The sequence below is a fragment of the Streptomyces brasiliensis genome (assembly GCF_014647875.1).
In the GTDB taxonomy this organism is placed as follows: domain Bacteria; phylum Actinomycetota; class Actinomycetes; order Streptomycetales; family Streptomycetaceae; genus Streptomyces; species Streptomyces brasiliensis.
Genome location: NZ_BMQA01000022.1, coordinates 72,371 through 92,540, shown reverse-complemented (window position 1 = coordinate 92,540; position 20,170 = coordinate 72,371). Strand labels below are relative to the sequence as shown.

20 protein-coding genes are annotated in these 20,170 nt (G+C 72.5%); 8 read left to right on the top strand and 12 right to left on the bottom strand.

Annotated features, from left to right (window positions below):
* Positions 1-43: 43 nt before the first annotated feature.
* The 4 genes from IEZ19_RS28210 (at position 44) to IEZ19_RS28195 (ending at position 3,632) form a co-directional block, all read left to right on the top strand.
* Complete coding sequence (locus IEZ19_RS28210) at positions 44-760, top strand: DsbA family oxidoreductase (protein WP_189314130.1); 717 nt, start codon at positions 44-46, stop codon at positions 758-760.
* 110 nt (positions 761-870) lie between these two features.
* On the top strand, positions 871-1,923 hold the full coding sequence (locus tag IEZ19_RS28205; protein ID WP_189314129.1) for an aminotransferase class V-fold PLP-dependent enzyme: 1,053 nt from the start codon (positions 871-873) through the stop codon (positions 1,921-1,923).
* Positions 1,924-1,981: 58 nt separating this feature from the next.
* A complete protein-coding gene (locus tag IEZ19_RS28200) occupies positions 1,982-2,590 on the top strand; it encodes an RNA polymerase sigma factor (RefSeq protein WP_189314128.1) in 609 nt (202 codons plus the stop codon).
* Positions 2,591-2,612: 22 nt separating this feature from the next.
* Entirely contained in the window at positions 2,613-3,632 is a 1,020-nt protein-coding gene (locus tag IEZ19_RS28195; protein ID WP_189314127.1) for a maleylpyruvate isomerase family mycothiol-dependent enzyme, read from the top strand.
* Between the two features lie 209 nt (positions 3,633-3,841).
* Here IEZ19_RS28195 and thpD read toward each other — a convergent pair whose 3' ends face one another.
* The 6 genes from thpD to IEZ19_RS28165 form a co-directional block, all read right to left on the bottom strand.
* Entirely contained in the window at positions 3,842-4,726 is an 885-nt protein-coding gene (gene thpD / locus IEZ19_RS28190; RefSeq protein WP_189314126.1) for an ectoine hydroxylase, read from the bottom strand.
* A 5-nt stretch (positions 4,727-4,731) separates the two neighbouring features.
* Positions 4,732-5,136: an ectoine synthase gene (locus tag IEZ19_RS28185; RefSeq protein WP_189314125.1), complete on the bottom strand. Its 405-nt coding sequence runs from the start codon at positions 5,134-5,136 to the stop codon at positions 4,732-4,734.
* Between the two features lie 50 nt (positions 5,137-5,186).
* On the bottom strand, positions 5,187-6,458 hold the full coding sequence (gene ectB / locus IEZ19_RS28180) for a diaminobutyrate--2-oxoglutarate transaminase (RefSeq protein ID WP_189314124.1): 1,272 nt from the start codon (positions 6,456-6,458) through the stop codon (positions 5,187-5,189).
* 13 nt (positions 6,459-6,471) lie between these two features.
* Positions 6,472-6,993, bottom strand: a complete 522-nt coding sequence (ectA, locus tag IEZ19_RS28175) for a diaminobutyrate acetyltransferase (RefSeq protein ID WP_189314123.1) — start codon at positions 6,991-6,993, stop codon at positions 6,472-6,474.
* Between the two features lie 247 nt (positions 6,994-7,240).
* Complete coding sequence (locus IEZ19_RS28170; RefSeq protein WP_189314122.1) at positions 7,241-7,768, bottom strand: DinB family protein; 528 nt, start codon at positions 7,766-7,768, stop codon at positions 7,241-7,243.
* Between the two features lie 57 nt (positions 7,769-7,825).
* Complete coding sequence (locus IEZ19_RS28165; protein WP_189314157.1) at positions 7,826-8,926, bottom strand: pyridoxal-phosphate-dependent aminotransferase family protein; 1,101 nt, start codon at positions 8,924-8,926, stop codon at positions 7,826-7,828.
* A gap of 298 nt (positions 8,927-9,224) precedes the next feature.
* Here IEZ19_RS28165 and IEZ19_RS28160 point away from each other — a divergent pair, with 298 nt between their 5' ends.
* The 3 genes from IEZ19_RS28160 to IEZ19_RS28150 all read left to right on the top strand — a co-directional run bounded on the left by IEZ19_RS28160 (position 9,225) and on the right by IEZ19_RS28150 (position 13,037).
* Positions 9,225-10,865, top strand: a complete 1,641-nt coding sequence (locus tag IEZ19_RS28160; protein WP_189314121.1) for a transposase — start codon at positions 9,225-9,227, stop codon at positions 10,863-10,865.
* A gap of 43 nt (positions 10,866-10,908) precedes the next feature.
* Positions 10,909-12,000 (top strand): amidohydrolase family protein, encoded by a 1,092-nt coding sequence (locus tag IEZ19_RS28155; protein ID WP_189314120.1) that lies wholly within the window; start codon positions 10,909-10,911, stop codon positions 11,998-12,000.
* 143 nt (positions 12,001-12,143) lie between these two features.
* Positions 12,144-13,037 carry an SCO1860 family LAETG-anchored protein gene (locus tag IEZ19_RS28150; protein ID WP_189314119.1) on the top strand — a complete coding sequence of 298 codons (894 nt, stop codon included), beginning with the start codon at positions 12,144-12,146 and terminating at the stop codon, positions 13,035-13,037.
* Between the two features lie 9 nt (positions 13,038-13,046).
* On the opposite strand, the gene cobC is transcribed toward IEZ19_RS28150, so the two are convergent.
* From cobC to cobM, 6 genes are read right to left on the bottom strand one after another with little or no spacing between them, the layout of a single operon-like run.
* The gene (cobC, locus tag IEZ19_RS28145) at positions 13,047-14,114 is read right to left on the bottom strand and encodes an Rv2231c family histidinol phosphate aminotransferase CobC (RefSeq protein ID WP_229840891.1); all 1,068 of its coding nucleotides are present in this window, start codon (positions 14,112-14,114) and stop codon (positions 13,047-13,049) included.
* Complete coding sequence (locus IEZ19_RS28140) at positions 14,104-15,033, bottom strand: sirohydrochlorin chelatase (protein WP_189314117.1); 930 nt, start codon at positions 15,031-15,033, stop codon at positions 14,104-14,106. Before IEZ19_RS28140 ends, cobC begins: the two co-directional genes overlap by 11 nt.
* The gene (locus IEZ19_RS28135) at positions 15,030-15,617 is read right to left on the bottom strand and encodes a precorrin-8X methylmutase (protein ID WP_189314116.1); all 588 of its coding nucleotides are present in this window, start codon (positions 15,615-15,617) and stop codon (positions 15,030-15,032) included. The genes IEZ19_RS28140 and IEZ19_RS28135 overlap by 4 nt, the downstream gene beginning before the upstream one ends.
* Complete coding sequence (gene cobJ, locus IEZ19_RS28130; RefSeq protein ID WP_189314115.1) at positions 15,614-17,296, bottom strand: precorrin-3B C(17)-methyltransferase; 1,683 nt, start codon at positions 17,294-17,296, stop codon at positions 15,614-15,616. Before cobJ ends, IEZ19_RS28135 begins: the two co-directional genes overlap by 4 nt.
* A complete protein-coding gene (gene cbiE / locus IEZ19_RS28125; RefSeq protein ID WP_189314114.1) occupies positions 17,293-18,525 on the bottom strand; it encodes a precorrin-6y C5,15-methyltransferase (decarboxylating) subunit CbiE in 1,233 nt (410 codons plus the stop codon). The genes cobJ and cbiE overlap by 4 nt, the downstream gene beginning before the upstream one ends.
* Complete coding sequence (cobM, locus tag IEZ19_RS28120) at positions 18,522-19,340, bottom strand: precorrin-4 C(11)-methyltransferase (protein WP_189314113.1); 819 nt, start codon at positions 19,338-19,340, stop codon at positions 18,522-18,524. The genes cbiE and cobM overlap by 4 nt, the downstream gene beginning before the upstream one ends.
* A 95-nt stretch (positions 19,341-19,435) precedes the next feature.
* Here cobM and IEZ19_RS28115 point away from each other — a divergent pair, with 95 nt between their 5' ends.
* Complete coding sequence (locus IEZ19_RS28115) at positions 19,436-20,170, top strand: ZIP family metal transporter (RefSeq protein WP_189314112.1); 735 nt, start codon at positions 19,436-19,438, stop codon at positions 20,168-20,170.

Genomic DNA, 20,170 nt, shown 5'->3' with positions numbered 1-20,170 from the left:
CGGGGAGAGTCTCCGTGCTGACAACCTGGAGAGAGCCGACATCATGCGCGTCGAGATCTGGAGCGACATCGCTTGCCCCTGGTGCTACGTGGGCAAGGCCCGCTTCGAGAGGGCGCTCGCGGCCTTCCCGCACCGTGAGCAGGTCGAGGTGGTCCACCGCTCCTTCGAGCTGGACCCCGGCCGCGCCAAGGGCGACGTCCAGCCGGTGCTGGCGATGCTCAGCAAGAAGTACGGCATGAGCGAGGCGCAGGCGCAGGCCGGCGAGGAGAACCTGGGCAAGCAGGCCGCCGCAGAGGGCCTCGAGTACAGCACGCGCGGGCGCGACACCGGCAACACCTTCGACATGCACCGCATGCTGCACTTCGCCAAGGAGCAGGGCCGGCAGGACGAGCTGATCCAGATCCTCTACCGCGCCAACTTCGCCGAGGAGCGCTCCCTCTTCGGCGAGGGCGACGAGCGGCTTCTGGCGCTCGCCGTCGAGGCCGGCCTGGACGCCGACGCCGCCCGCACGGTCCTCGCCGATCCGGCCGCCTACGCCGACGAGGTCCGCGCCGACGAGCGCGAGGCCGCGCAACTCGGCGCGAACGGCGTGCCGTTCTTCGTCCTCGACCGCAAGTACGGCGTCTCCGGCGCCCAGCCCGCCGAGGTGTTCACCCAGGCGCTCACCCAGGCGTGGGGCGGGCGCTCACCGCTGAAGCTCGTCGACCAGGGTGACGCCGAGGCCTGTGGCCCGGACGGGTGCGCGGTTCCGCAGGCCTGAGAAGCCGTACTGAGAAACGGCAGGTCGGCGCGGACGTATAAGCGGTGCTTAGCGGATCCACGTAAGAATTCGCAATGGACGGGGACCTCCCCGGGCCGCAGAGTGGTCCCATGGAGACCTTCGAGACTCTCGTCCGCGCCGAGTTCGCCCCGAAGAACACCTTCCTCAACACGGCCAGCAGCGGGCTGCTCCCGGCCCGCACCGTCGCCGCGCTGCACGAGGCCGTGGCCGTCCGGGCAGAGGGTAGGCCCCTGGGCCCACTGTGGGAGGACGTCGAGGCCGCCCGCGCGTCCTTCGCCCGGCTCGCCGGGGTCCCGGTCGCCCGGGTGGCGGCCGGACCCTCGGTGGCCGCGCAGACCGGCCTGGTCGCCGCCTCGCTGCCGCCGGGCGCCGAAGTCCTCACCGCCGAGGACGACTTCACCTCCGTCGTCAACCCCTTCCACGTCCGCGGCGACCTCAAGGTGCGCGCCGTACCACTGGAGCGGCTCGCCGAGTCGGTCCGCCCCGGCACCGCGCTCGTCGCCGTGAGCGCCGCCCAGTCCGCCGACGGCCGGATCGCCGACCTGCCCGCGCTGCGCGAGGCGGCCACCGCCCACGGGGCGCGCACCTACGTCGACTTCTCGCAGGCCGCGGGCTGGCTCCCGATGGAGGCCGAGGGGTTCGACTTCACCGTCTGTACCACGTACAAGTGGCTGCTCGGTCCGCACGGGGCCGCCGTGCTCGTCGTACCGGAGGACCACGGCGACCTGACGCCGATCCTGGCGACCTGGGTCTCGGCGGAGAAGCCCTGGGACAGCTGCTACGGCCCCGTCCAGGAACTCGCTCACTCCGCCCGCCGGTTCGACGGACCCCCGGCCCTGTTCAGCTACGCCGGACTGCGCCACTCCCTCGCCCTGATCGAGGAACTCGGCGTGGCCGCCGTACATGCCCACGACCTGGCCCTCGCCGACCGCTTCCGCGCCGGACTCGCCACGCTCGGCCGCGAGGCGCTGCCCGCGCCCGGCTCCGCGATCGTCTCCGTGCCCGGACTCGGCCACCGGCAGCCCGAGTTGGGCCGCGCGGGTATCGAGGTGTCGAACCGCGCGGGCAACCTGCGCGCCTCCTTCCACCTCTACAACACGACCGCCGACGTCGATCGCCTGCTCGACGTGCTTTCCGGCTGAACCCACTGGCGCGGTCCCGCCCGGGACGCTAGGAAGGGCACCGGGGGTGGTGACACCGGTGACGGAACCCGCACACGGCACGGAGAAGTCCTCGTCCGGCGACGCCGGCCTGCACCGGCGGCTGGTGTACGGCGACGAGCGCGCGCTGGCCGAGGTGTACGCGGAGTACGGCGGGCTGGTGCGCCGGGTCGCGCTGCGCGTCACCCGCAGCACGGGCGCCGCCGAGGACGTGGCACAGGAGGTCTTCGCCCACCTGTGGAGCAGGCCGTACGCCTACGACCCGCGCCGCGGCTCGCTGCGCACCTGGCTGTCCATGCTCGCCCACCGGCGGGCCGTGGACTGGGTGCGCGGCGAGGCACGGCACCGCAAGGACATCCGCGCCGACGACGACGCACTGCACGCCATCCCCGAGCCCGGGCCCGGCCCGGACGAGACGGTCGTCGACCGGGAGCGCTCCCTCCTGCTGCACAGTGCTCTCGCCGAACTCCCCGAGTCCCAGCGGGAGGTGGTGCACCTCGCCTACTTCGCGGGCCGCACCTACCGGCAGGCCGCCGTCGAGCTGGGCATACCCGAGGGCACCGCCAAGACCCGGCTGCGCACCGCGCTGCGCTCCTTGGCCGAGACTTTGGCCGACCCGCCGGACCCGGCACTGGAAAGGGGCGCATGATGAATGGGGAAGGAGGCGTCCGGTGACCGCTGAACACGACGACGTACGGGACCTGCTGGCCGCCTGGGCCTTCGGCGCGCTCCCGCCCGACGAACGCAGGCGGATCCCGCCCCATCTGGCTGAGTGCGAGAGCTGCGCGGCGGAGGCGGAGGAACTGCGCGAGACGGTACGACTCCTCGACGGCGCGGCCTCGGACCTGCCGGAGCGGAACGGCGGCGTGACGCACGGTACCGCTTCCGTGCTGTCGGCCGCCCGCTCCGCACGCCGGCCCGCCGCTCCGCACGTCGCCGCGCACGCCGCGCCCTACGCCGCCGCGGTCTCCGGCCTGAGCGCACTGCTCGCCGAGGCCGAGGGTCGCTGGGGCACGCCCGTCGTGCACGACTGGGACGTCCACGCCACCGTCGCCCATCTGCTCGCCGCCGACGAGCATCTGGCCGTGCTGCTCGGCCTGGACAGCCGGGTACCGGCCTCCCGCACGGACGGCGCGGACTGGGAGGCCGCGTGGGATCTGCGGACCGCCGACGTGATCGCCCACGAGTACGGCCGTGGCCCGCAGGAGACCGTCGCGGCCTGGTCCGCGCAGGCCGAGGCGCTGCTCGGGACACCCGAGGCCCGCGATCCCGCCCTAGCGGCCCGCGCCGTGACGCTGATGGGCGCGCGGCTGCCCGTCAGCGACCACTTCGTCGTGCGCGCCTTCGAGACGTGGATCCACACCGACGACATCGGCCGCGCCCTCGGCGTGCCCGTCCCGCCGCCGCCCGAGGAGCACCTGTGGCAGCAGGTCCGCCTCGCCGTCCGCATCCTCGGTGCGGCCCTCGGACCCACGGCGCCGCCGGTCCTCCTCGCGGTGACCGGCGGCGACGAATGGGTGCTTGGCTCCGAGGACGAACCGGTGCGGGCCGAACTCGCCCTGGACCCGGTCGACTTCTGCCTGCTCGTCGGCGGCCGGCACTCGCCCCGCGAGGTGCCGCGGGGCGAGTCGGGTGACACCGACGCTGTACGGAACGTACTGGAGCTTGCGGCCTCCCTGGCGTGGCTGTAGCGGACCTCGGCGCACGGGCGTGAAGTCCTGAGCCCCGGCCGGGCTCGGCTCGGCTCACGGGTGTGAAGTCCCGAGCTCCGATGCCGTGTCTGATTGCCGCTGCGCGGCGGGCCGGTCGCCGGGCTCGGCTCGGCTCACGGGTGTGAAGTCCCGAGCTCCGATGCCGTGTCTGATTGCCGCTGCGCGGCGGGCCGGTCGCCGGGCTCGGCTCAGCTCACGGGCGTGAAATCCCGAGCTCCGATGAACTCCGGTCGGCGCACGGGTGCCGCGAACGGTTCCACCGCCGTGTTCTCCACGCTGTTGAACACGATGAAAACGTTGCTGCGCGGGAACGGTGTGATGTTGTCGCCGGAGCCGTGCATGCAGTTGCAGTCGAACCAGGTCGCCGAGCCGGCCTTCCCGGTGAACAGCTTGATGCCGTACTCGCCCGCCATCGAGGTCAGCGCCTCGTCGGAGGGCGTGCCCGCGTCCTGCATCTGCAGCGACTTCTTGTAGTTGTCCTCGGGCGTGGCTCCCGCGCACCCGAGGAACGTGCGGTGCGAGCCCGGCATGATCATGAGCCCGCCGTTGGTGTCGAAGTTCTCGGTCAGCGCGATCGAGACGGACACGGTCCGCATGTTCGGCAGCCCGTCCTCGGCGTGCCAGGTCTCGAAGTCCGAGTGCCAGTAGAAGCCACTCGCCCCGAAGCCCGGCTTGACGTTGATCCGGGACTGGTGGACGTACACGTCCGAGCCGAGGATCTGCCGGGCCCGCCCGACGACCCGCTCGTCGCGCACCAGGTTCGCGAACACCTCGCTGATCTTGTGCACCTCGAAGACCGAGCGGATCTCCTTCGACTTCGGCTCAACGATCGAGCGCTCATCGGCGTGGATCGCCGGGTCGGCGACGAGCCGCTCCAACTCCCGCCGGTACACGGCGACTTCATCGTCCGCGATCAGCTGGTCGATGGCGAGGAAGCCGTTACGCTCGTACGCCTGGAGATCGGACGTCGGGATCGGGCCCGGGGTGTCCGGGGAGCCCCAGACGACCGGGTCCTTGCGCGGAACGGACACCTCGGCGGGGCCCCGGCTGGGGTAGAGGTCGGTCACGGTCATGGTGGTCACACTCCCTCCGGCTCGGTGAGCAGCGGATAGACGCCGTTCTCGTCGTGGTCCTCCCGTCCGGTCACGGGCGGGTTGAACACGCAGATGCAGCGGAAGTCCTCCTCGACACGCACCGTGTGCCGCTCGTGCCCGTCGAGGAGGTACATGGTTCCGGGAGTGATCGAGTACGTCTTCCCGGTCTCGTGGTCGGTGAGTTCGGCCCTGCCCGCCACGCAGACGACGGCCTCGATGTGGTTGGCGTACCACATCGACGTCTCCGTCCCGGCGTACATGACGGTCTCGTGGAGGGAGAAGCCGACCCGCTCCTTGGCCAGGACGATGCGCTTGCTCTCCCAGGTGCCGGACGCCGACTTGATGTGCCGGTCGGTGCCCTCGAACTCCTTGAACGAACGGACGATCACGGTGGTACAGGCCTCCTTGTGAGACGGTTACAGTCGGATTCGGATGGTTCTCAGGCGGTTTCGCGGACGGCGCGGGCGAGGACGCTCAGCCCCTCGTCCAGCTCGTCCGGGGTGATGGTGAGAGCGGGCAGCAGTTTGACGACCTCGCTCTCGGGGCCGGACGTCTCGATGAGCAGCCCGAGTTCGAACGCGCGCCGTGCCACCCGGCCGGCGCGTGCCTTGTCGTGGAACTCCAGGCCCCACACGAGCCCGCGTCCCCGGTACTCCTTGACGTCGGCCAGGTTCTCCTCGGTCACGGCGATCAGCGCCTGCTCGACCTGCTCGCCGCGCGAGCGGGTCTGCTTCTCCATGGCGGACCCGTCGGCCCAGTAGGTCTCCAGGGTGGCGGTGGCCGTCACGAAGGCGGGGTTGTTGCCGCGGAAGGTCCCGTTGTGCTCGCCCGGCTCCCAGATGTCCAGCTCGGGCTTGAACAGGCACAGCGACATGGGCAGTCCGTAGCCGCTGATGGACTTCGACACCGTGACGATGTCGGGGACGATCCCGGCCTCCTCGAAGGAGAAGAAGGCGCCGGTCCGGCCGCAGCCCATCTGGATGTCGTCGACGATCAGCAGCATGTCCTGCCGTGCGCACAGCTCGGCCAGCGCCCGCAGCCACTCCGGCCGCGCGACGTTGATGCCGCCCTCGCCCTGTACGGTCTCCACGATCACGGCGGCCGGCTTGTTGAGCCCGGACCCCTGGTCCTCGAGCAGCCGCTCGAACCACAGGAAGTCGGGGACCTGGCCGTCGAGATAGTGGTCGAAGGGCATGGGCGTGCCGTGCACGAGCGGGATCCCGGCACCGGCCCGCTTGAACGCGTTGCCGGTCACGGCGAGCGAGCCGAGGGACATCCCGTGGAAGGCGTTGGTGAACGACACGATCGCCTCACGGCCCTTGACCTTCCGCGCCAGCTTCAGCGCGGACTCCACGGCGTTGGTGCCGGTCGGCCCGGGGAACATGACCTTGTACGGCAGATCGCGCGGCCTGAGCACCAGGTCCTGGAAGGTCCGCAGGAAGGACCGCTTGGCCGTGGTCGACATGTCGAGACCGTGGGTGATCCCGTCGCGCAGCAGATAGTCCACCAGCGCCCGTTTGAGCACGGGGTTGTTGTGGCCGTAGTTGAGTGAGCCGGCGCCGGCGAAGAAATCGAGGTACCGGTGGCCGTCCTCGTCGTACATCAGGCTGCCGCGCGCGGTGTCGAAGACGGTGGGCCAGCCGCGGCAGTAGCTGCGCACCTCGGACTCCAGGGTCTCGAAGACGCTGAGGTCGGGCTGGGTGATGGTCACGATGAATCGCTCCTCAGTGGTGCGCCGGGTGGGGGGTCAACGGGCCGATCCGGAACAGGACTTCGGGTTCGTGGGGGCCGTCCGGGAAAAGGTCCGCGTCGAACAGCACCGCACGGCTGACGGAAGCGCCGTGGCGGCTGGCGTACGAGGTGAACAGGCGCTCGGAGGCGGCGTTGTCGGGCGTGATGGTCGTCTCGACGGAGGTGATCCCGCGCTCGGCGCCGATCCGCTCGGTCAGTCCGTCGAGCAGCGCCGCCGCGATCCCGCGGCCGCGGTACGCGGCGTCGACCGCCACCTGCCAGACGAGCAGGGTGTGCGGCCGCTCCGGCCGCACGTACCCGGTCACGAAACCGACGGGCTCCCCGTCCCCGTCGCGCGCCACCGCCGAGGTGCCGGCGAAGTCGCGGCACCACAGGAGATAGCTGTACGAGGAGTTCAGATCGAGGGTCCCGGAGTCCTTGGCGATACGCCAGAGCGCGGCCCCGTCCGTGACCGCTGGGCGGTCGATGAGCAGGTCTGCTTGTGCGGCAGTCATGCGGACCGAACTTAGCGAGAGAAATTCAAAAATGCAGGTCGAGGTGGGCGTGGAGGACGGAACCCCACCTCTCTGCGTGCCGAAATGCGAGGTTTGCCCCTGTTCAAATGCGGACAAATCGGAATGAGTGTGTGTTGCGTCACAGAGGTGTAACCTGCTGGAAATTCCCTGGGTTTAGGTGGGGGGAAACGGGGCAGAAGAACTCGGGAAAGCTACCGTCGAAAAGAATTCCAGAATTTCCTTGAATTCAGGCCCCGGTAACCCCGTCGATACGCTCCCGGAGAATGTCCGCGTGGCCGTTGTGCCGGGCGTACTCCTCGAGCATGTGGAGGAGCACCCAGCGCAGACTGACCTCGATCCCGGCCATGGGCCCGTCGGGGATCACCCCGGTGTCGTCCAGCGCCCGCCCGGCGCACAGCTCCTGCCCGCGCGCGACCTCGCGCCGCCACACGCCCAGTGCCTCGTCCAGCCCGCGCCCGGGGTCCAGGGCGTACCCGGTCTCCTCCTCGTACACCAGCGGTACGTCGAGCCCCGCGAACCCCCGCTGGAACCAGTTCCGTTCGACCTCGGCGAGGTGCTGGACGAGTCCCAGCAGGGTCAGCGCCGACGGCTCGGCCGACACCAGCCGCGCCTGCGCGTCGTCGAGTCCGGCGCACTTCAGCTCCAGCGTGGCGCGGTGAAAGGCGAGCCAGCTCTCCAGCATGGGCCGCTCGTCACCGGTCATGAGCGGTACGAGCCGGCCGTCGGGAAGTGTCTGGGGCGTGTGGGAGGTCATACGGGGAGCTTGGCACGGGGCACTGACATCGCCTCGGACCTCAGACGCCGGTGCTGCTCACGCCCGGGCGCTCTCGATGGCCCGGACCGCCGCGTCCACATCCACGTCCAGCCCCTTCTCCGCCAGCGCGGAGCCGATCGCCGTCACGGAGCGCCGTACCGCCTCCGCCGTCGCGTCCACCCCGTAGTGGTTGACCCGGATCATCTCCTTGGCCAGCGCGCCGCCCCCCGCCGCCAGCGGCAGCGCCCCGTCGTTCCGCAACGCGCGTGCGACGAGTTCCGAGGCCACCACTCCCGCCGGTACCCGGAGCGTCGTGGCGACCGGTGCCGCGTCCGACGTCTCGTACACGTACGGCTCCAGACCCCCGCCCAGCGCCACCGCACCCGCACGCGTGGCGAGCGCCGCCCTCCGGTGGCGGGCCATCACCCCGTCCAGGCCCACCGACTCGATCCGCTCGAGGCACGCCTCGAGGGCCAGCATCTCCAGCTGAGCCGGAGCGTGCAGCAGTGCCTTGCGGCCGGCGTCGGTCCAGCGCTCCTTCCAGTCCAGCAGCGAGAGGTACGAACGGCGCGGCGCCCGGGGGTTGGCCGCCATCCGCGTCCACGCCCGCTCGCTGACCGACACCGCCGACACTCCCGCAGGACCGCCCATCGCCTTCTGCGCTCCGATCACGCACAGGTCCACGCCCCACGCGTCCGGCAGCACCGGCTCCGCGCCGACGGACGCGACCGCGTCCAGATAGAACAGGGCGCCGTGCTCCCGCACCACCTCGCCGATCTCCGCGACCGGGTTGGTGTTGCCGGTCGCCGCCTCCGCGTGCACCAGGGACACGAAGTCGGTCTCCGGATGCTCGGCGAGGGCCTCCCGGACCTGCGCGGCGGTGACCGCCGTGTGGAAGGGCACCGACAGGTCGATCACCGTCGCGCCGCAGTCCCGCAGCCAGTCGCCGAAGGTCTGCCCGTACGGACCGGTGATCACGTTCAGCGCCGTCGTGCCGGGGCCCGCCGCCGATCGGATCGCGCCCTCCAGCGGCAGCAGCGCCTCGCCCTGCATGATCACGACGTCCTGCCGGGTGCCGAGCAGCCGGGCCACCCGGTCCTCGATGGACGCGAAACGCGCGGCGCTCAGCGGGGGCAGGTCGAGGAAGGCGTGGGTCACGGCGGTGCTCTCTTCGCTCACAAGGGGTCGACTCCCTAGATCTTAGGTCGAACGGTTCCGTAACCATCGGTTTGGTTCGGGAGACCCGGTCTCCTCCTTGGAGGAGGGTTGGGAGCTGCTTACGGTTGAGCGAGTTCACGTGAGTGCCGGCGTGCGTGGGTGAGTGCCACGGTTGTGGTCCGCGCGGGGGAGTGGACGTTTTCGCGGGTCGAATCGGGGTTTGAGTGTCGTACGCGTGACCTTGTCGAGTTCGGCTCGTTGAGGACGGTGACAGATCGATCGCGCGGGGGTGGGGGGTGTGGGCGGGTTGCGGGAGGTGGCGGCTTCGTTCGTGGTGCCCGGTCCTGCCGGTGTCGCGGTCCGTGCGCGGCTGCGTCTGTCGGACGCGGATGTGGCGGTGCTGTGCGAGGTCGGGGTGTTCCTGGGTGGACTGGCCACTGGTGATCTTGCGGTGCGTTCCCGGCAGAGGTTGGAGCACGATGGCGGGTCGTGGGCGGTGCGGAAGCGGGAGCTGACCGGGGCGTCGTCGGCGCGGTGGGCGGGCAGTATCACGAAGGCCACGTATGACCAGTGGGCGCTGGCCCGGCGCGGGCAGGCGCGGGAGCTGGTGTGGCTGCGTGGGCAGATCGCCTCGGTCGAGGCCCGGCTGGCCCGCCCGCTGGGCGCCAAGGCCGACAGGAAGGCCGGGCTGGCGCGTGGGTACGGGTCGCGGGCGGAGTGGCACGCCAAGTCCCGCCGCCTGCACCTGTTGCGGGACCGGCTTGCGCGGGTGGAGGCGGACTGGGCGGCGGGCCGGGTGCACGTGGTACGCGATGGGAAGCAGCTCGCCCGCCTGCGCCACCACCTGGACGAGGCGGGACTGGACGCGGTGGCGTGGCGGCAGCGGTGGGAGGCGGCGCGGTTGTTTCTCGCCGCGGACGGGGAGTCCGGCAAACGCTTCGGCAATGAGACCATCCGTGTCACCGGCACCGGGCAGGTCTCCATCCGGCTCCCGGCCGCGCTCACCCATCTGGCCAACGCCCCGCACGGCCGCTACCAGCTGGACGCGATCGCCGAGTTCAGGCACCGCGGCGAGGAATGGGCTGACCGGATCACCGCGAACCGGGCGGTGGCCTACCGCATCCACCCCGATCCGGTGCGCGGCCGCTGGTACGTGACCGCCTCCTGGCAGCGCACCCCAATCCCCGTGCTACCGCTGGAGACAGCCCTGTCCCGGGGTGTGGTCGCGGTCGACATGAACGACGACCACCTCGCCGCCTGGCACCTGGACGTGCACGGCAACCCGGTCGGCGAACCCCGGCGCTTCTTCTACGGCCTGTCCGGCAACGCCGCGCACCGGGACGCGCAGATCCGGCACGCCCTGACCCGGCTGCTCCACCACACCCGCCGCTGCGGCGCCGGGGCGATCGCGATCGAGGACCTCGACTTCAGCGACGGCACATCCAGGGAGAAGCATGGGCGGAACAAGCGCTTCCGGCGGCTGATCTCCCGTTTCCCAACCGCAAAGCTCAAGGCCCGGCTGGTGTCGATGGCCGCCGAGCAGGACATCGCGCTCGTCGCGGTGGACCCGGCCTACACCTCCCGGTGGGGCGCCCAGCACTGGCAACAGCCACTGACTACCGAGACTCGTAGGACCACTCGCCACGACGCCGCCGCCGTGGCGATCGGAAGACGCGCCCTCGGGCACCCGATCCGGCGACGGACGGCACCGCCCCGTACCCGCCAGAGCGATGGGCGCGGGCCTCGGACCGCCCAGGCCGGACCAGGTACCCGACGGCGTGAGGGACCCCGCCCCCGCATTCCCGGACCACGGACACGATCCGCCGGCGCTGGACGCGGAGCGAAAGCGGGCGACCAGCATGCCCGACATCGTTCGGGGCATGCGGCTGAGCATGGGTCCTGGCACCAGGCCAAGGCCCCACTCCCGCTCAGTCCCTAGGAACGGTTGGAAAGGCGACACGTCGCTTCATTAAGGTGCCGATATGAGCGATCACGCGGTGCTGCGGGTGAAGGGGCGGATCCTCGTCGGGCCGGACGAGGTCCGCGACGAGGTGTGGATCGTCGGCGGTCGGGTCTCCTACGACCGCCCGTCCGGTGCCCGTGACGTACGGACCGTGGAGGGTTGGGCGCTGCCCGGCCTCGTGGACGCGCACTGCCACGTCGGCCTCGGCACGCACGGTCCGGTCGAGGCGGACGTCGCCGAGAAGCAGGCGCTGACCGACCGCGAGGCGGGCACGCTGCTGATCCGCGACGCGGGCGCGCCCACCGACACCCGCTGGATCGACGACCGCCAGGACCTCCCGAAGATCATCCGTGCCGGGCGGCACATCGCCCGCACCCGCCGCTACATCCGCGACTTCGCCCACGAGATCGAGCCGGACGAACTCGTCGCGTCCGTCGCCCAGGAGGCCCGGCGCGGCGATGGCTGGGTCAAGCTGGTCGGCGACTGGATCGACCGCGACCTCGGCGACCTCGCCGCCTGCTGGCCGCGCGAGGCGGTCGAGGCGGGCATCGCCGAGGCGCACCGCCTGGGCGCCCGCGTCACCGCGCACTGCTTCGCCGAGAGCTCCCTGCGCGACCTGGTCGAGGCGGGCATCGACTGCATCGAGCACGCCACCGGCCTCACCGACGAGCTGATCCCGCTGTTCGCCGAACGCGGCGTCGCGATCGTCCCCACCCTCGTCAACATCGCGACGTTCCCGCAGCTCGCGGCGGGCGGCGACACCAAGTACCCGCGCTGGTCGGCCCATATGCGACGGCTGTACGAGACGCGTTACGACACCGTGCGCTCCGCCCACGACGCCGGGATCCCGGTGTTCGTCGGCACGGACGCGGGCGGTTCGCTGGCGCACGGACTCGCCGCGGCCGAGGTCGCGGAACTGGTGGCCGCAGGCATCCCGCCGGTCGAGGCGGTGTCGGCGGGCAGCTGGGGAGCGCGGGCGTGGCTCGGCCGCCCCGGCCTCGAGGAGGGCGCGCCGGCGGACCTCGTGGTCTACGAGGAGGACCCGCGGGCGGACGTACGCGTGCTGGCGGCGCCGCGCCGGGTGGTGCTCAACGGGGTTGTCATCGAGTAACGGGAACGCGTGTGCCCCGTGATTCGAAAAGAAACGCGAAACCTCCCCGATGGAGTGAAGTAGCCCAGGATTGCTGACTGTTCACCGTCAGTGCGTAATCCTTCTCGGGTCCCGAGCAAGTTCCGTCTGGGGGGCCCACCATCTTGAACAGCAACGACTTCCGCATGCCCGCACGCCGTCTCGCCACCGTCGCGACGGCCACGGCCCTGGCCGCCGGTCCCGGGGCCCTGGCCGGCGCGCACGCCGCGCACGCGACCGCCGACCACGGTCGCGCGAGCGCCGTAGTCCTGCGTACCGGACTCGACGTGTCGCTCCTCAACAAGACCGTGAACGTCCCGCTCGCGGTCTCCCTGAACGAGGTGCAGGCACCGCAGAGCGCCGAGAAGACCGCGCTGACCGCCCGCCTCGACGGGGTGGACAACGGCAACCCGTTCACCGTCCTCGGCGCGGACGTCGCTTCGGCCAAGGCCACGACGTCCGCCGACCGTGCCGAGGGCTCCGTCCACCTCGCCCACGCCAAGCTCCACGTCCCCGGCCTGCCCCTCCTCCCCCTGGTGGAGCTGGACACGGTCACGTCGAAGGCGACCTGCGAGGTGGGCAAGCAGCCCGCCGCCGACGCTGACGTCCTCGGCGCGGTGACGGCCCTGGGCAAGCGCGTCACCCTGTCCGCCGGCGGCCCGACGATCGTGAAGGTGCCGGGCGTCGGCGAGGTCCGCCTCGACCTGTCGGAACGCGAGACGACGTCCCGCACGGCCGCCGCCACCGCGCTCGAACTCAAGGTCTCCGTCAACCCCTTGAAGCTGAACGTGGCGGAGGTGGAGGGAACGGTGACCCTGGCCAAGGCGACCTGCGAGACCCCGCCGGCCCCGGCCGGCCGGTCGGCCCCGCCCGAGAACGTCAAGCCCCAGGGCGCCCCCGCGAAGGCCGACCTGGCGGAGACGGGCGGCAGCTCGACGACGCCGTACATCGCGGGTGGCGCGCTGGCGCTGGTCGTGGTGGGCGGGGGAGCGCTGGTGCTGGTACGCCGGAAGGGCTGAGGAGACCCGTCAACCGTCCCGGTCCGGACGCAGGGCCCGCTGCAGAGCGCTCAGGAAGCCGTCCGTCGTCTCCCGGTCCCGCACCGCCACCCTGAGCCACTCCTCGTCCAGACCCGGGAAGGTGTCGCCGCGCCGGACGGCGTACCCGAGGTCGCGCAGGCGGCGGCGTACGGTCGTGCCGTCCGGCACCCGGACGAGGACGAACGGGCCCTGCGCCGGACCCGTCACCCGCACGCCCGCCGGGGCCAACTCCTCGAGTCCCGCGACGAGACGGTCCCGGTCCAGCATGATCCGGTGGGCCGCGGACGTCGCCTCCGCGACGGCGTCCCGGCCCATGCAGTCCCGTGCGGCGACCAGCGCGGGAGTCGACACCGGCCACAGCGGCTGCGCCCGCTCCAGCTCCCCGACCGTCTCCGGCGCCGCCAGGACGTACCCGATCCGCAGCCCGGCCAGCCCCCATGTCTTGGTGAGGCTGCGCAGGACGACGAGCCCGGGTACGTCCGTCCGCCCGGCCAGCGCCTCCCGCTCACCCGGCACCGCGTCCATGAACGCCTCGTCGACCACCAACGTCCGCCCCGGCCGGGCGAGGTCGACCACGGCCGACGCCGGATGCAGCACCGACGTGGGGTTCGTCGGGTTCCCGATCACCACCAGGTCGGCTTCCTCGGGCACCGCCGCCGGATCGAGCCGGAACCCGTCCTCCGCTCGCAACAGCACCCGGTCCACCGTGTGCCCCGCGTCCCGCAGCGCCGCCTCCGGCTCCGTGAACTGTGGGTGCACGACGACCGGACGCCGTACCTTCAGTGCGCGCGCCAGCAGCACGAACGCCTCGGCCGCGCCCGCCGTCAACAGCACCCGCTCCACCGGAACCCGGTGCCGGCGCGCCACCGCCAGCCGTGCCTCCCGCCCGTCCGGGTAGGCCGCGAGCCCGGTCAGCGACGCGGCGATGCGTTCCCGCAGCCACTTCGGCGGCGTACCGGCCCGCACATTGACCGCCAGGTCCACCAACTCGGCACCGTCGTCCCGTACTTCGGCGTCTCCGTGGTGCCGCAGATCGTGGCCGTCGTCAGTGCGCATGCGCATGTCCGCCGTGCTGGTGCCCGTGGCCGTGCCCGTGGTGACCGTCGTCGTGCGGGTGGAAGTGCGGCTGCTGCGGCAGGCCCACCTTGTCCTCGAAGCCGGGGAGGGCGATGCGGTAGACGCACGAGTCGCAGTTCATCCGCAGATCGCCCTCGACGGCCTCGGTGTACCGCTCCATCACCAGGTCGAGCAGCTCGGGCTCCGGCCCGATCACATCCGCCGAGCGCACCTCGACCTCGGGATGCGCGGCGGCCCAGCCCTCGGCCTGCTGCCGCACCCGCTCCGGCAGGACCCCGGTGAACAGGAAGTACGGCAGCACGACGATCCGGCGAGCGCCCAGCCGCGCACACCGGTCCAGGCCGCTCGGCACGTCCGGCGCCGCCAGCGACACGAACGCGGTCTCCACGCCCGCGTATCCGCGTCCCTCCCACAGCAGCCGGGCCGCCTTGGACACCTCGGCGTTGGCGTCGGGGTCGGTCGAGCCGCGGCCCACCAGCAGCACGGTCACGTCGGCCCGGTCGTACGGCGTCCGCGCGGTGTCGCCGAGCGCCTCGTCGAGCCGCCGCTCCAGCACGCGCAGCAGCGCCGGATGTGGGCCCAGCGGGCGGCCGTAAGCGTACGAGATCCCGGGGTGGCGCTTCTGCTCACGGGCCAGCGCGGCCGGTATGTCGCCCTTGGCGTGCCCGGCGGACACCAGCATCAGCGGGACGGCGGCGAACCGGCGCACCCCCCGCTCCACCAGTTCGGTGACGGCGTCGCCGAGCGGCGGCGGGGACAGTTCGATGAAGCCGCCCGCGACGGGCAGTTCGGGGTGGCGGCGCCCCAGCTCCCGTACGAAGTCGCGGAATGCCTCGGCTCCGGCCTCGTCCCGGGTGCCATGGCCGGCGATGAGCAGGGCGGGCGGCGGGGTGGTCACTGGTTCTCCTCTGCGGAAACGGGGTGGTACAGCAGGGCGTTGAGCGCGGCGGCGGCGACCGCCGAGCCGCCCTTCTCGGACACGTTGCTCACGGCGGGCAGCCCGCTCTCGCGCAACGCGGCCTTGGACTCGGCCGCGCCGACGAACCCGACGGGCAGCCCGATGACGAGCGCGGGGTCGGCGTCCAGCTTCAGCAGCTCCTCCAGGGCGGTCGGCGCACAGCCGATCACCCACAGAGCGCCGGTGCCGACCTCCTCGTACGCGAGCCGCACCGCGTGTGCCGAACGGGTCATTCCCGGCCCCGACCTGGCGTCCTTGAGCCGGCACACGGTAGCCCGGCGCGTGATCCCGGCGGCGACCATCTCGACATCCACGACGACCGGCGCGCCGGAGTGCAGCGCGGCGTGCGCCCGCACCAGATCGACCTCGTCCAGGACGAGGTCGCTCGCGTACTCCAGGTCGGCGGCGGAGTGGATCACCCGCTCCACCACGGCCCGGGTCAGCGGCGGGAAGCGCGAGGTGTCCAGGCGCGCGCGCAGCCGCCGGAAGGACTCCTGCTCGATGGGGTGCACCACGCGATTCATCGGTCGCCCTCCTGCCAGCGGTATCCACGCGGTGTCACCATGCGTCCCGCGATCTCGCGGGTCGCCGTGTTGCCCACGGTCACGACGGTCATCATGTCGACCGTCTGCGGGTCGAGCGCGGCCAGCGTCGTCAGACGGCTGGACTCGTCGGCCCGCGAGGCGTTGCGTACGACCCCGACGGGTGTCGTCGGCTCCCGGTGGTCCGCGAGGATCGCGAGGGCTTTCGGCAGCTGCCAGTCGCGGCCCCGGGAACGGGGGTTGTAGAAGGTGACCACGAGATCCGCCTCGGCCGCCGCCCGCACCCGCCGCTCGATGACCTCCCACGGCGTGTGCAGGTCGGACAGGCTGATCGACACATGGTCGTGGCCCAGCGGCGCGCCCAGGATCGCCCCGGCCGCGAGCGCCGCCGTCACGCCCGGCACCCCGACCACGTCGATGTCGTCGGACGCCTCGGCCAGCGCGGGCGAGGCCATGGCGTACACGCCCGCGTCCCCGCTGCCGATCAGCGCGACCGCGTGCCCCTTCCGGGCCTCGGCGACCGCCGTCCTGGCCCGCTCCTCCTCGGCGCCAAGGCCCGACTCCAGGATCCGGGTGCCGGGTCGCAGCAGATCGCGGATCTGGTCGACGTACTGGTCCAGCCCGACGAGCACGGAGGCCCGCCGCAGTTCCGCGCGTGCGCGCGGGGTGAGCAGATCGCGGGCGCCGGGTCCGAGCCCGACCACCGCGAGCCGGCCGCGCCCGGGCCGCCGTACGACGGCACAGGTCGCCATGGCCGGACGTGCGCCCGACTTCCGCTTGGGCACGAGGAGTTCACCGCCGCCGAGCAGCGCCGCCGCCTCGGCCACGGACGGCGTGCCGACCGCCGCAAGGGGCGCGGCGGAGGGGTTCGGCACGTCGACGGCCGCCAACCGCTCGGCGGGGTACGTCACCAGCGGCACCCCCAGCCGCTCGGCGGCGCCCACGACGCCGGGCTCCTCCGACTTGGCGTCCACGGTGGCGAGTTCGGCGACGGACCGGACCGAGAGCCCCGCGTCCTGCAGCGTGTCCTCGACGAGCCCGAGAACCTCGTCCACGGGCGCCCCCTTGGAGGCACCCACGCCCACGACGAGGGACGGCGGCCGCAACAGCACCTCGCGCTCGCCCGGTTCGACGTCCCGGTCGGTCAGCCGGATCGTGTACGGCCCCTGCGGCGCCGTCGGCAGTGGAGGCAGCGGCCACGCCGACTCTGCCTCCAGCACCACGGGTTCACCGTCCAGCAGGGCCCGCGAGACGGTCGCGACGGCACCCTCGAAGGGGAACCCGAGCGTGTCCAGGCCGGGCAGCCCGACGGCGTCGGTCGCGGTCGTCACCACGGGCTCGGCACCGATCAACCCGCCCACCTCCCGGGCGAGTTCATTGGCCCCGCCGCCGTGCCCGCCGACCAGCGACACGGCGAACCGCCCGCCCTCGTCGACACACACGACACCCGGGTCGGCCGCCTTGCCGGCAAGGAGCGGGGCGAGCAGCCGTACCACGGCCCCCGTCGCCAGGAAGCACACCAGCTGCTCGCACTCCACGAACGCGGCCCGTACCGCGTCCCCGACGGGACCCTCGTACACCCGCGAGCGGTCCGGCCACGCGGCCGCCAGCCGGTCCCGCGCCGCCGCCCCCGCCACCGTGGCGGAAATGAGGCCGATCAATCGACTACTCCTTCGATACGCGCCTGAGGCCTCACGCCCCACAGCAGAAAGACCGGATTGGCCGCCGCGAGCCGGGTCACGTCCCCCGGCAGCGGAGCGAGCCGCGACGACTGCAGCAGCACCCCGTCGCACGACAATCCGGCACCGGTGAGCGCCGCGCGTGCCGCGGGCACCCGGTCGAGCGCGGCCAGCGCCACTACGACCGTGCGCCGGGCGCGCCGCGCGCACGCCGTGACGACTGCGGGCAGTTCCGCGCCCCCGCCGCCGACGAACACCGCGTCGGGCTCGTCCAGACCGGACAGCACGGTCGGCGCCGCCCCGTGCACCACGTGCACGTCGACGCCGTGCGCGGCGGCGTTGGCACGGATCCGCTCGACGCCGTCGGGCGTCTTCTCGACGGCGACCACGGCCGCGCCCAGCCGTGCGCACTCGACGGCCACCGACCCGGAGCCCGCGCCGACGTCCCACACCAGGTCACCGGGCCGGGGCCCGAGCCGGGCGAGGGCCAGCGCCCGCACCTCGAACTTGGTGATCATCGAGTCCCGGTGCGTGAATGCGGCCTCGTCCAGCGCCCATCCGGCGGGCCGCTCCCGCCCTCCCGCCACGGTCCGTACGGCGCCCGTCGCCCGCGCCTCGTCCAGACACAGCACCACGCTCACCGCCGTACCCCAGTCCCGGGCGGCGGCCTCGGCGGGCGTGATCCGCTCGACGCGCTCGCGCACGGGATCGCCGAGCGCGCTCGCCACGACGAGCACCCGGTCCGCCGGGACCGCGGCAGCCAGCTCGGCCGGACCGGCACCGGGCCCGGTCAGCACGGCGACCTTGGGATGCGCCCGGCACACGTTGACGGCCGTCCGCAGCTCCCGCCCGTGCGCGCTGACCACCACGGCGTCGTCCCAGGGCAGCCCCAGCCGCGCGAACGCCGTGGCCACGGAGGAGACGCCGGGCCGCACGTCCAGCAGCGCCGACCCGAACCGCTCGGCCAGCGCCCGCACAATCCCGAAGAACCCGGGATCCCCGGAGGCCAGCACGACGACCTTCCGCTCCTTGCCGACGTACTCCTCGATCGCGTCCAGGGCGGGTGCCAGCGGCCCGAGGACGATCCGCTCGGCCGGCCGCGGCAGCCGTACGGCGTCCAGATGGCGCCGCCCGCCCACGACCAGCTCAGCCCCGGACAGCACCTCGGGGTCGACCGGCGCACCGGTCCCCGTGCCGACGACCGTGATCACGTGCTCGCCCCGCGCTCACGCAGCGCCTTGCGGGCCTCTGGGTCCGCCTTGCGGAAGCCGTGGAAGTGGCCGGGGTGGTAGAGGTGCGAGCGGGTGCCGTGCGCGGCCAGCGCCGGGCCGACCAGGAAGAGCGTGTGCTTCCAGAGCCGGTGCTCCTTGAGCGTCTCCTCCAGCGTGCCGATCGTGCAGCGCACCACCAGCTCCTCCGGCCAGGTCGCCTGGTACGCCACGACGACCGGCGTGCTCGTCGGATAGCCGCCCTCCAGCAGCTCCCGCACCAGCTGCCCGCTGCGCGCCGCCGACAGGAAGACCGCCATGGTGGTGCCGTGCCGGGCGAACTCGCGCACCTCCTCACCGGGCGGCATGGGTGTCTTGCCGCCGCCGAGCCGGGTGAGCACGACGGACTGTGCGACCTCGGGGATGGTCAGCTCACGTCTGGCGAGCGCCGCGACGGCGGAGAAGGACGAGACCCCGGGCACGACCTCCGTGTCGAGGCCCAGCTCGGCGCACCGGTCGAGTTGCTCCTGCGTCCCGCCCCACAGCGCCGGGTCGCCGGAGTGGACACGGGCCACCTTCAGACCCTCCGCGCCGGCCCGTTCGTACACGGCGACGACGTCCTCGAGCGACATGGCCGCCGAGTCCAGGATCTCGGCGCCCTCGCGCGCGTGGTCGAGAACCTCCGCCTGGACCAGGCTGGCCGCCCAGATCACCACGTCGGCCTCGGCGATGGCGCGCGCGGCACGGAACGTCAGCAGGTCGGCGGCGCCCGGACCGGCACCGACGAAGGTCACCTTGCCGGTGGGGGCATCGGCCATGGGGAGGGGTCCTCTCGTGCGAAATGTCATGGTGTGTACCGGTTGAGGTGCGGCCCGATGTGCGCGAACAGGGCCTGATCGGATAGCAAGGGCCCATGGCGGTGTTCGTCGCGCTCGGCGCGTTCCTGATGACGTTGGCCGGCGGCTGGACGGCGCAGCGCGTGACCGACCGCCGCCACCTGGTCCTGGGCCTGGCCGGCGGCCTGATGCTCGGTGTGGTCGGCCTCGACCTGCTCCCGGAGGCGCTTCGGGCGGCGGCCCGCGAGGTGTTCGGCGTACCTGCGGCCCTGCTGCTGTTCGTGGCCGGCTTCCTGCTGGCGCACCTGGTGGAACGCCTGCTGGCCGCCCGCCGCGCGGCGCACGGCGGCGACGAACACAACCACCGGGCACCCGAGGTCGGGCTCACGGCGGCGGCCGCGATGGTCGGCCACAGCGCCATGGACGGCGTGGCGATCGGCGCGGCCTTCCAGGTGGGCGGCGGCATGGGCGCGGCGGTCGCGCTCGCCGTGATCGCCCACGACTTCGCGGACGGCTTCAACACGTTCACCATCACGAGCCTGTACGGCAACGCCCGCCGCAAGGCCGTCGCGATGCTCGTCGCCGATGCCTGCGCCCCGGTGGCGGGCGCGCTGTCGACGGCGTTCTTCACCATCCCGGAACAGCTGCTCGGCGGCTATCTCGGACTCTTCGGCGGTGTGCTGCTCTACCTCGCCGCCGCCGAGATCCTCCCCGAGGCCCACCATGAACACCCCGCCCGCTCGACCCTGCTGTGCACGGTCGCCGGAGTGTCGTTCATCTGGCTGGTGGTGGGCCTGTCCGGCACAGGCTGA

Bases quoted from the DNA above. Each gene is read 5' to 3' on its own strand.
- IEZ19_RS28135 (WP_189314116.1), bottom strand. From the start codon at position 15,617: ATGAATCGCGTGGTGCACCCCATCGAGCAGGAGTCCTTCCGGCGGCTG.
- IEZ19_RS28155 (WP_189314120.1), top strand. From the start codon at position 10,909: ATGAGCGATCACGCGGTGCTGCGGGTGAAGGGGCGGATCCTCGTCGGG.
- IEZ19_RS28170 (WP_189314122.1), bottom strand. From the start codon at position 7,768: ATGACCTCCCACACGCCCCAGACACTTCCCGACGGCCGGCTCGTACCG.
- IEZ19_RS28205 (WP_189314129.1), top strand. From the start codon at position 871: ATGGAGACCTTCGAGACTCTCGTCCGCGCCGAGTTCGCCCCGAAGAAC.
- cobM (WP_189314113.1), bottom strand. From the start codon at position 19,340: ATGGCCGATGCCCCCACCGGCAAGGTGACCTTCGTCGGTGCCGGTCCG.
- thpD (WP_189314126.1), bottom strand. From the start codon at position 4,726: ATGACCGTGACCGACCTCTACCCCAGCCGGGGCCCCGCCGAGGTGTCC.
- IEZ19_RS28210 (WP_189314130.1), top strand. From the start codon at position 44: ATGCGCGTCGAGATCTGGAGCGACATCGCTTGCCCCTGGTGCTACGTG.
- IEZ19_RS28115 (WP_189314112.1), top strand. From the start codon at position 19,436: ATGGCGGTGTTCGTCGCGCTCGGCGCGTTCCTGATGACGTTGGCCGGC.
- ectA (WP_189314123.1), bottom strand. From the start codon at position 6,993: ATGACTGCCGCACAAGCAGACCTGCTCATCGACCGCCCAGCGGTCACG.
- cobC (WP_229840891.1), bottom strand. From the start codon at position 14,114: ATGCGCACTGACGACGGCCACGATCTGCGGCACCACGGAGACGCCGAA.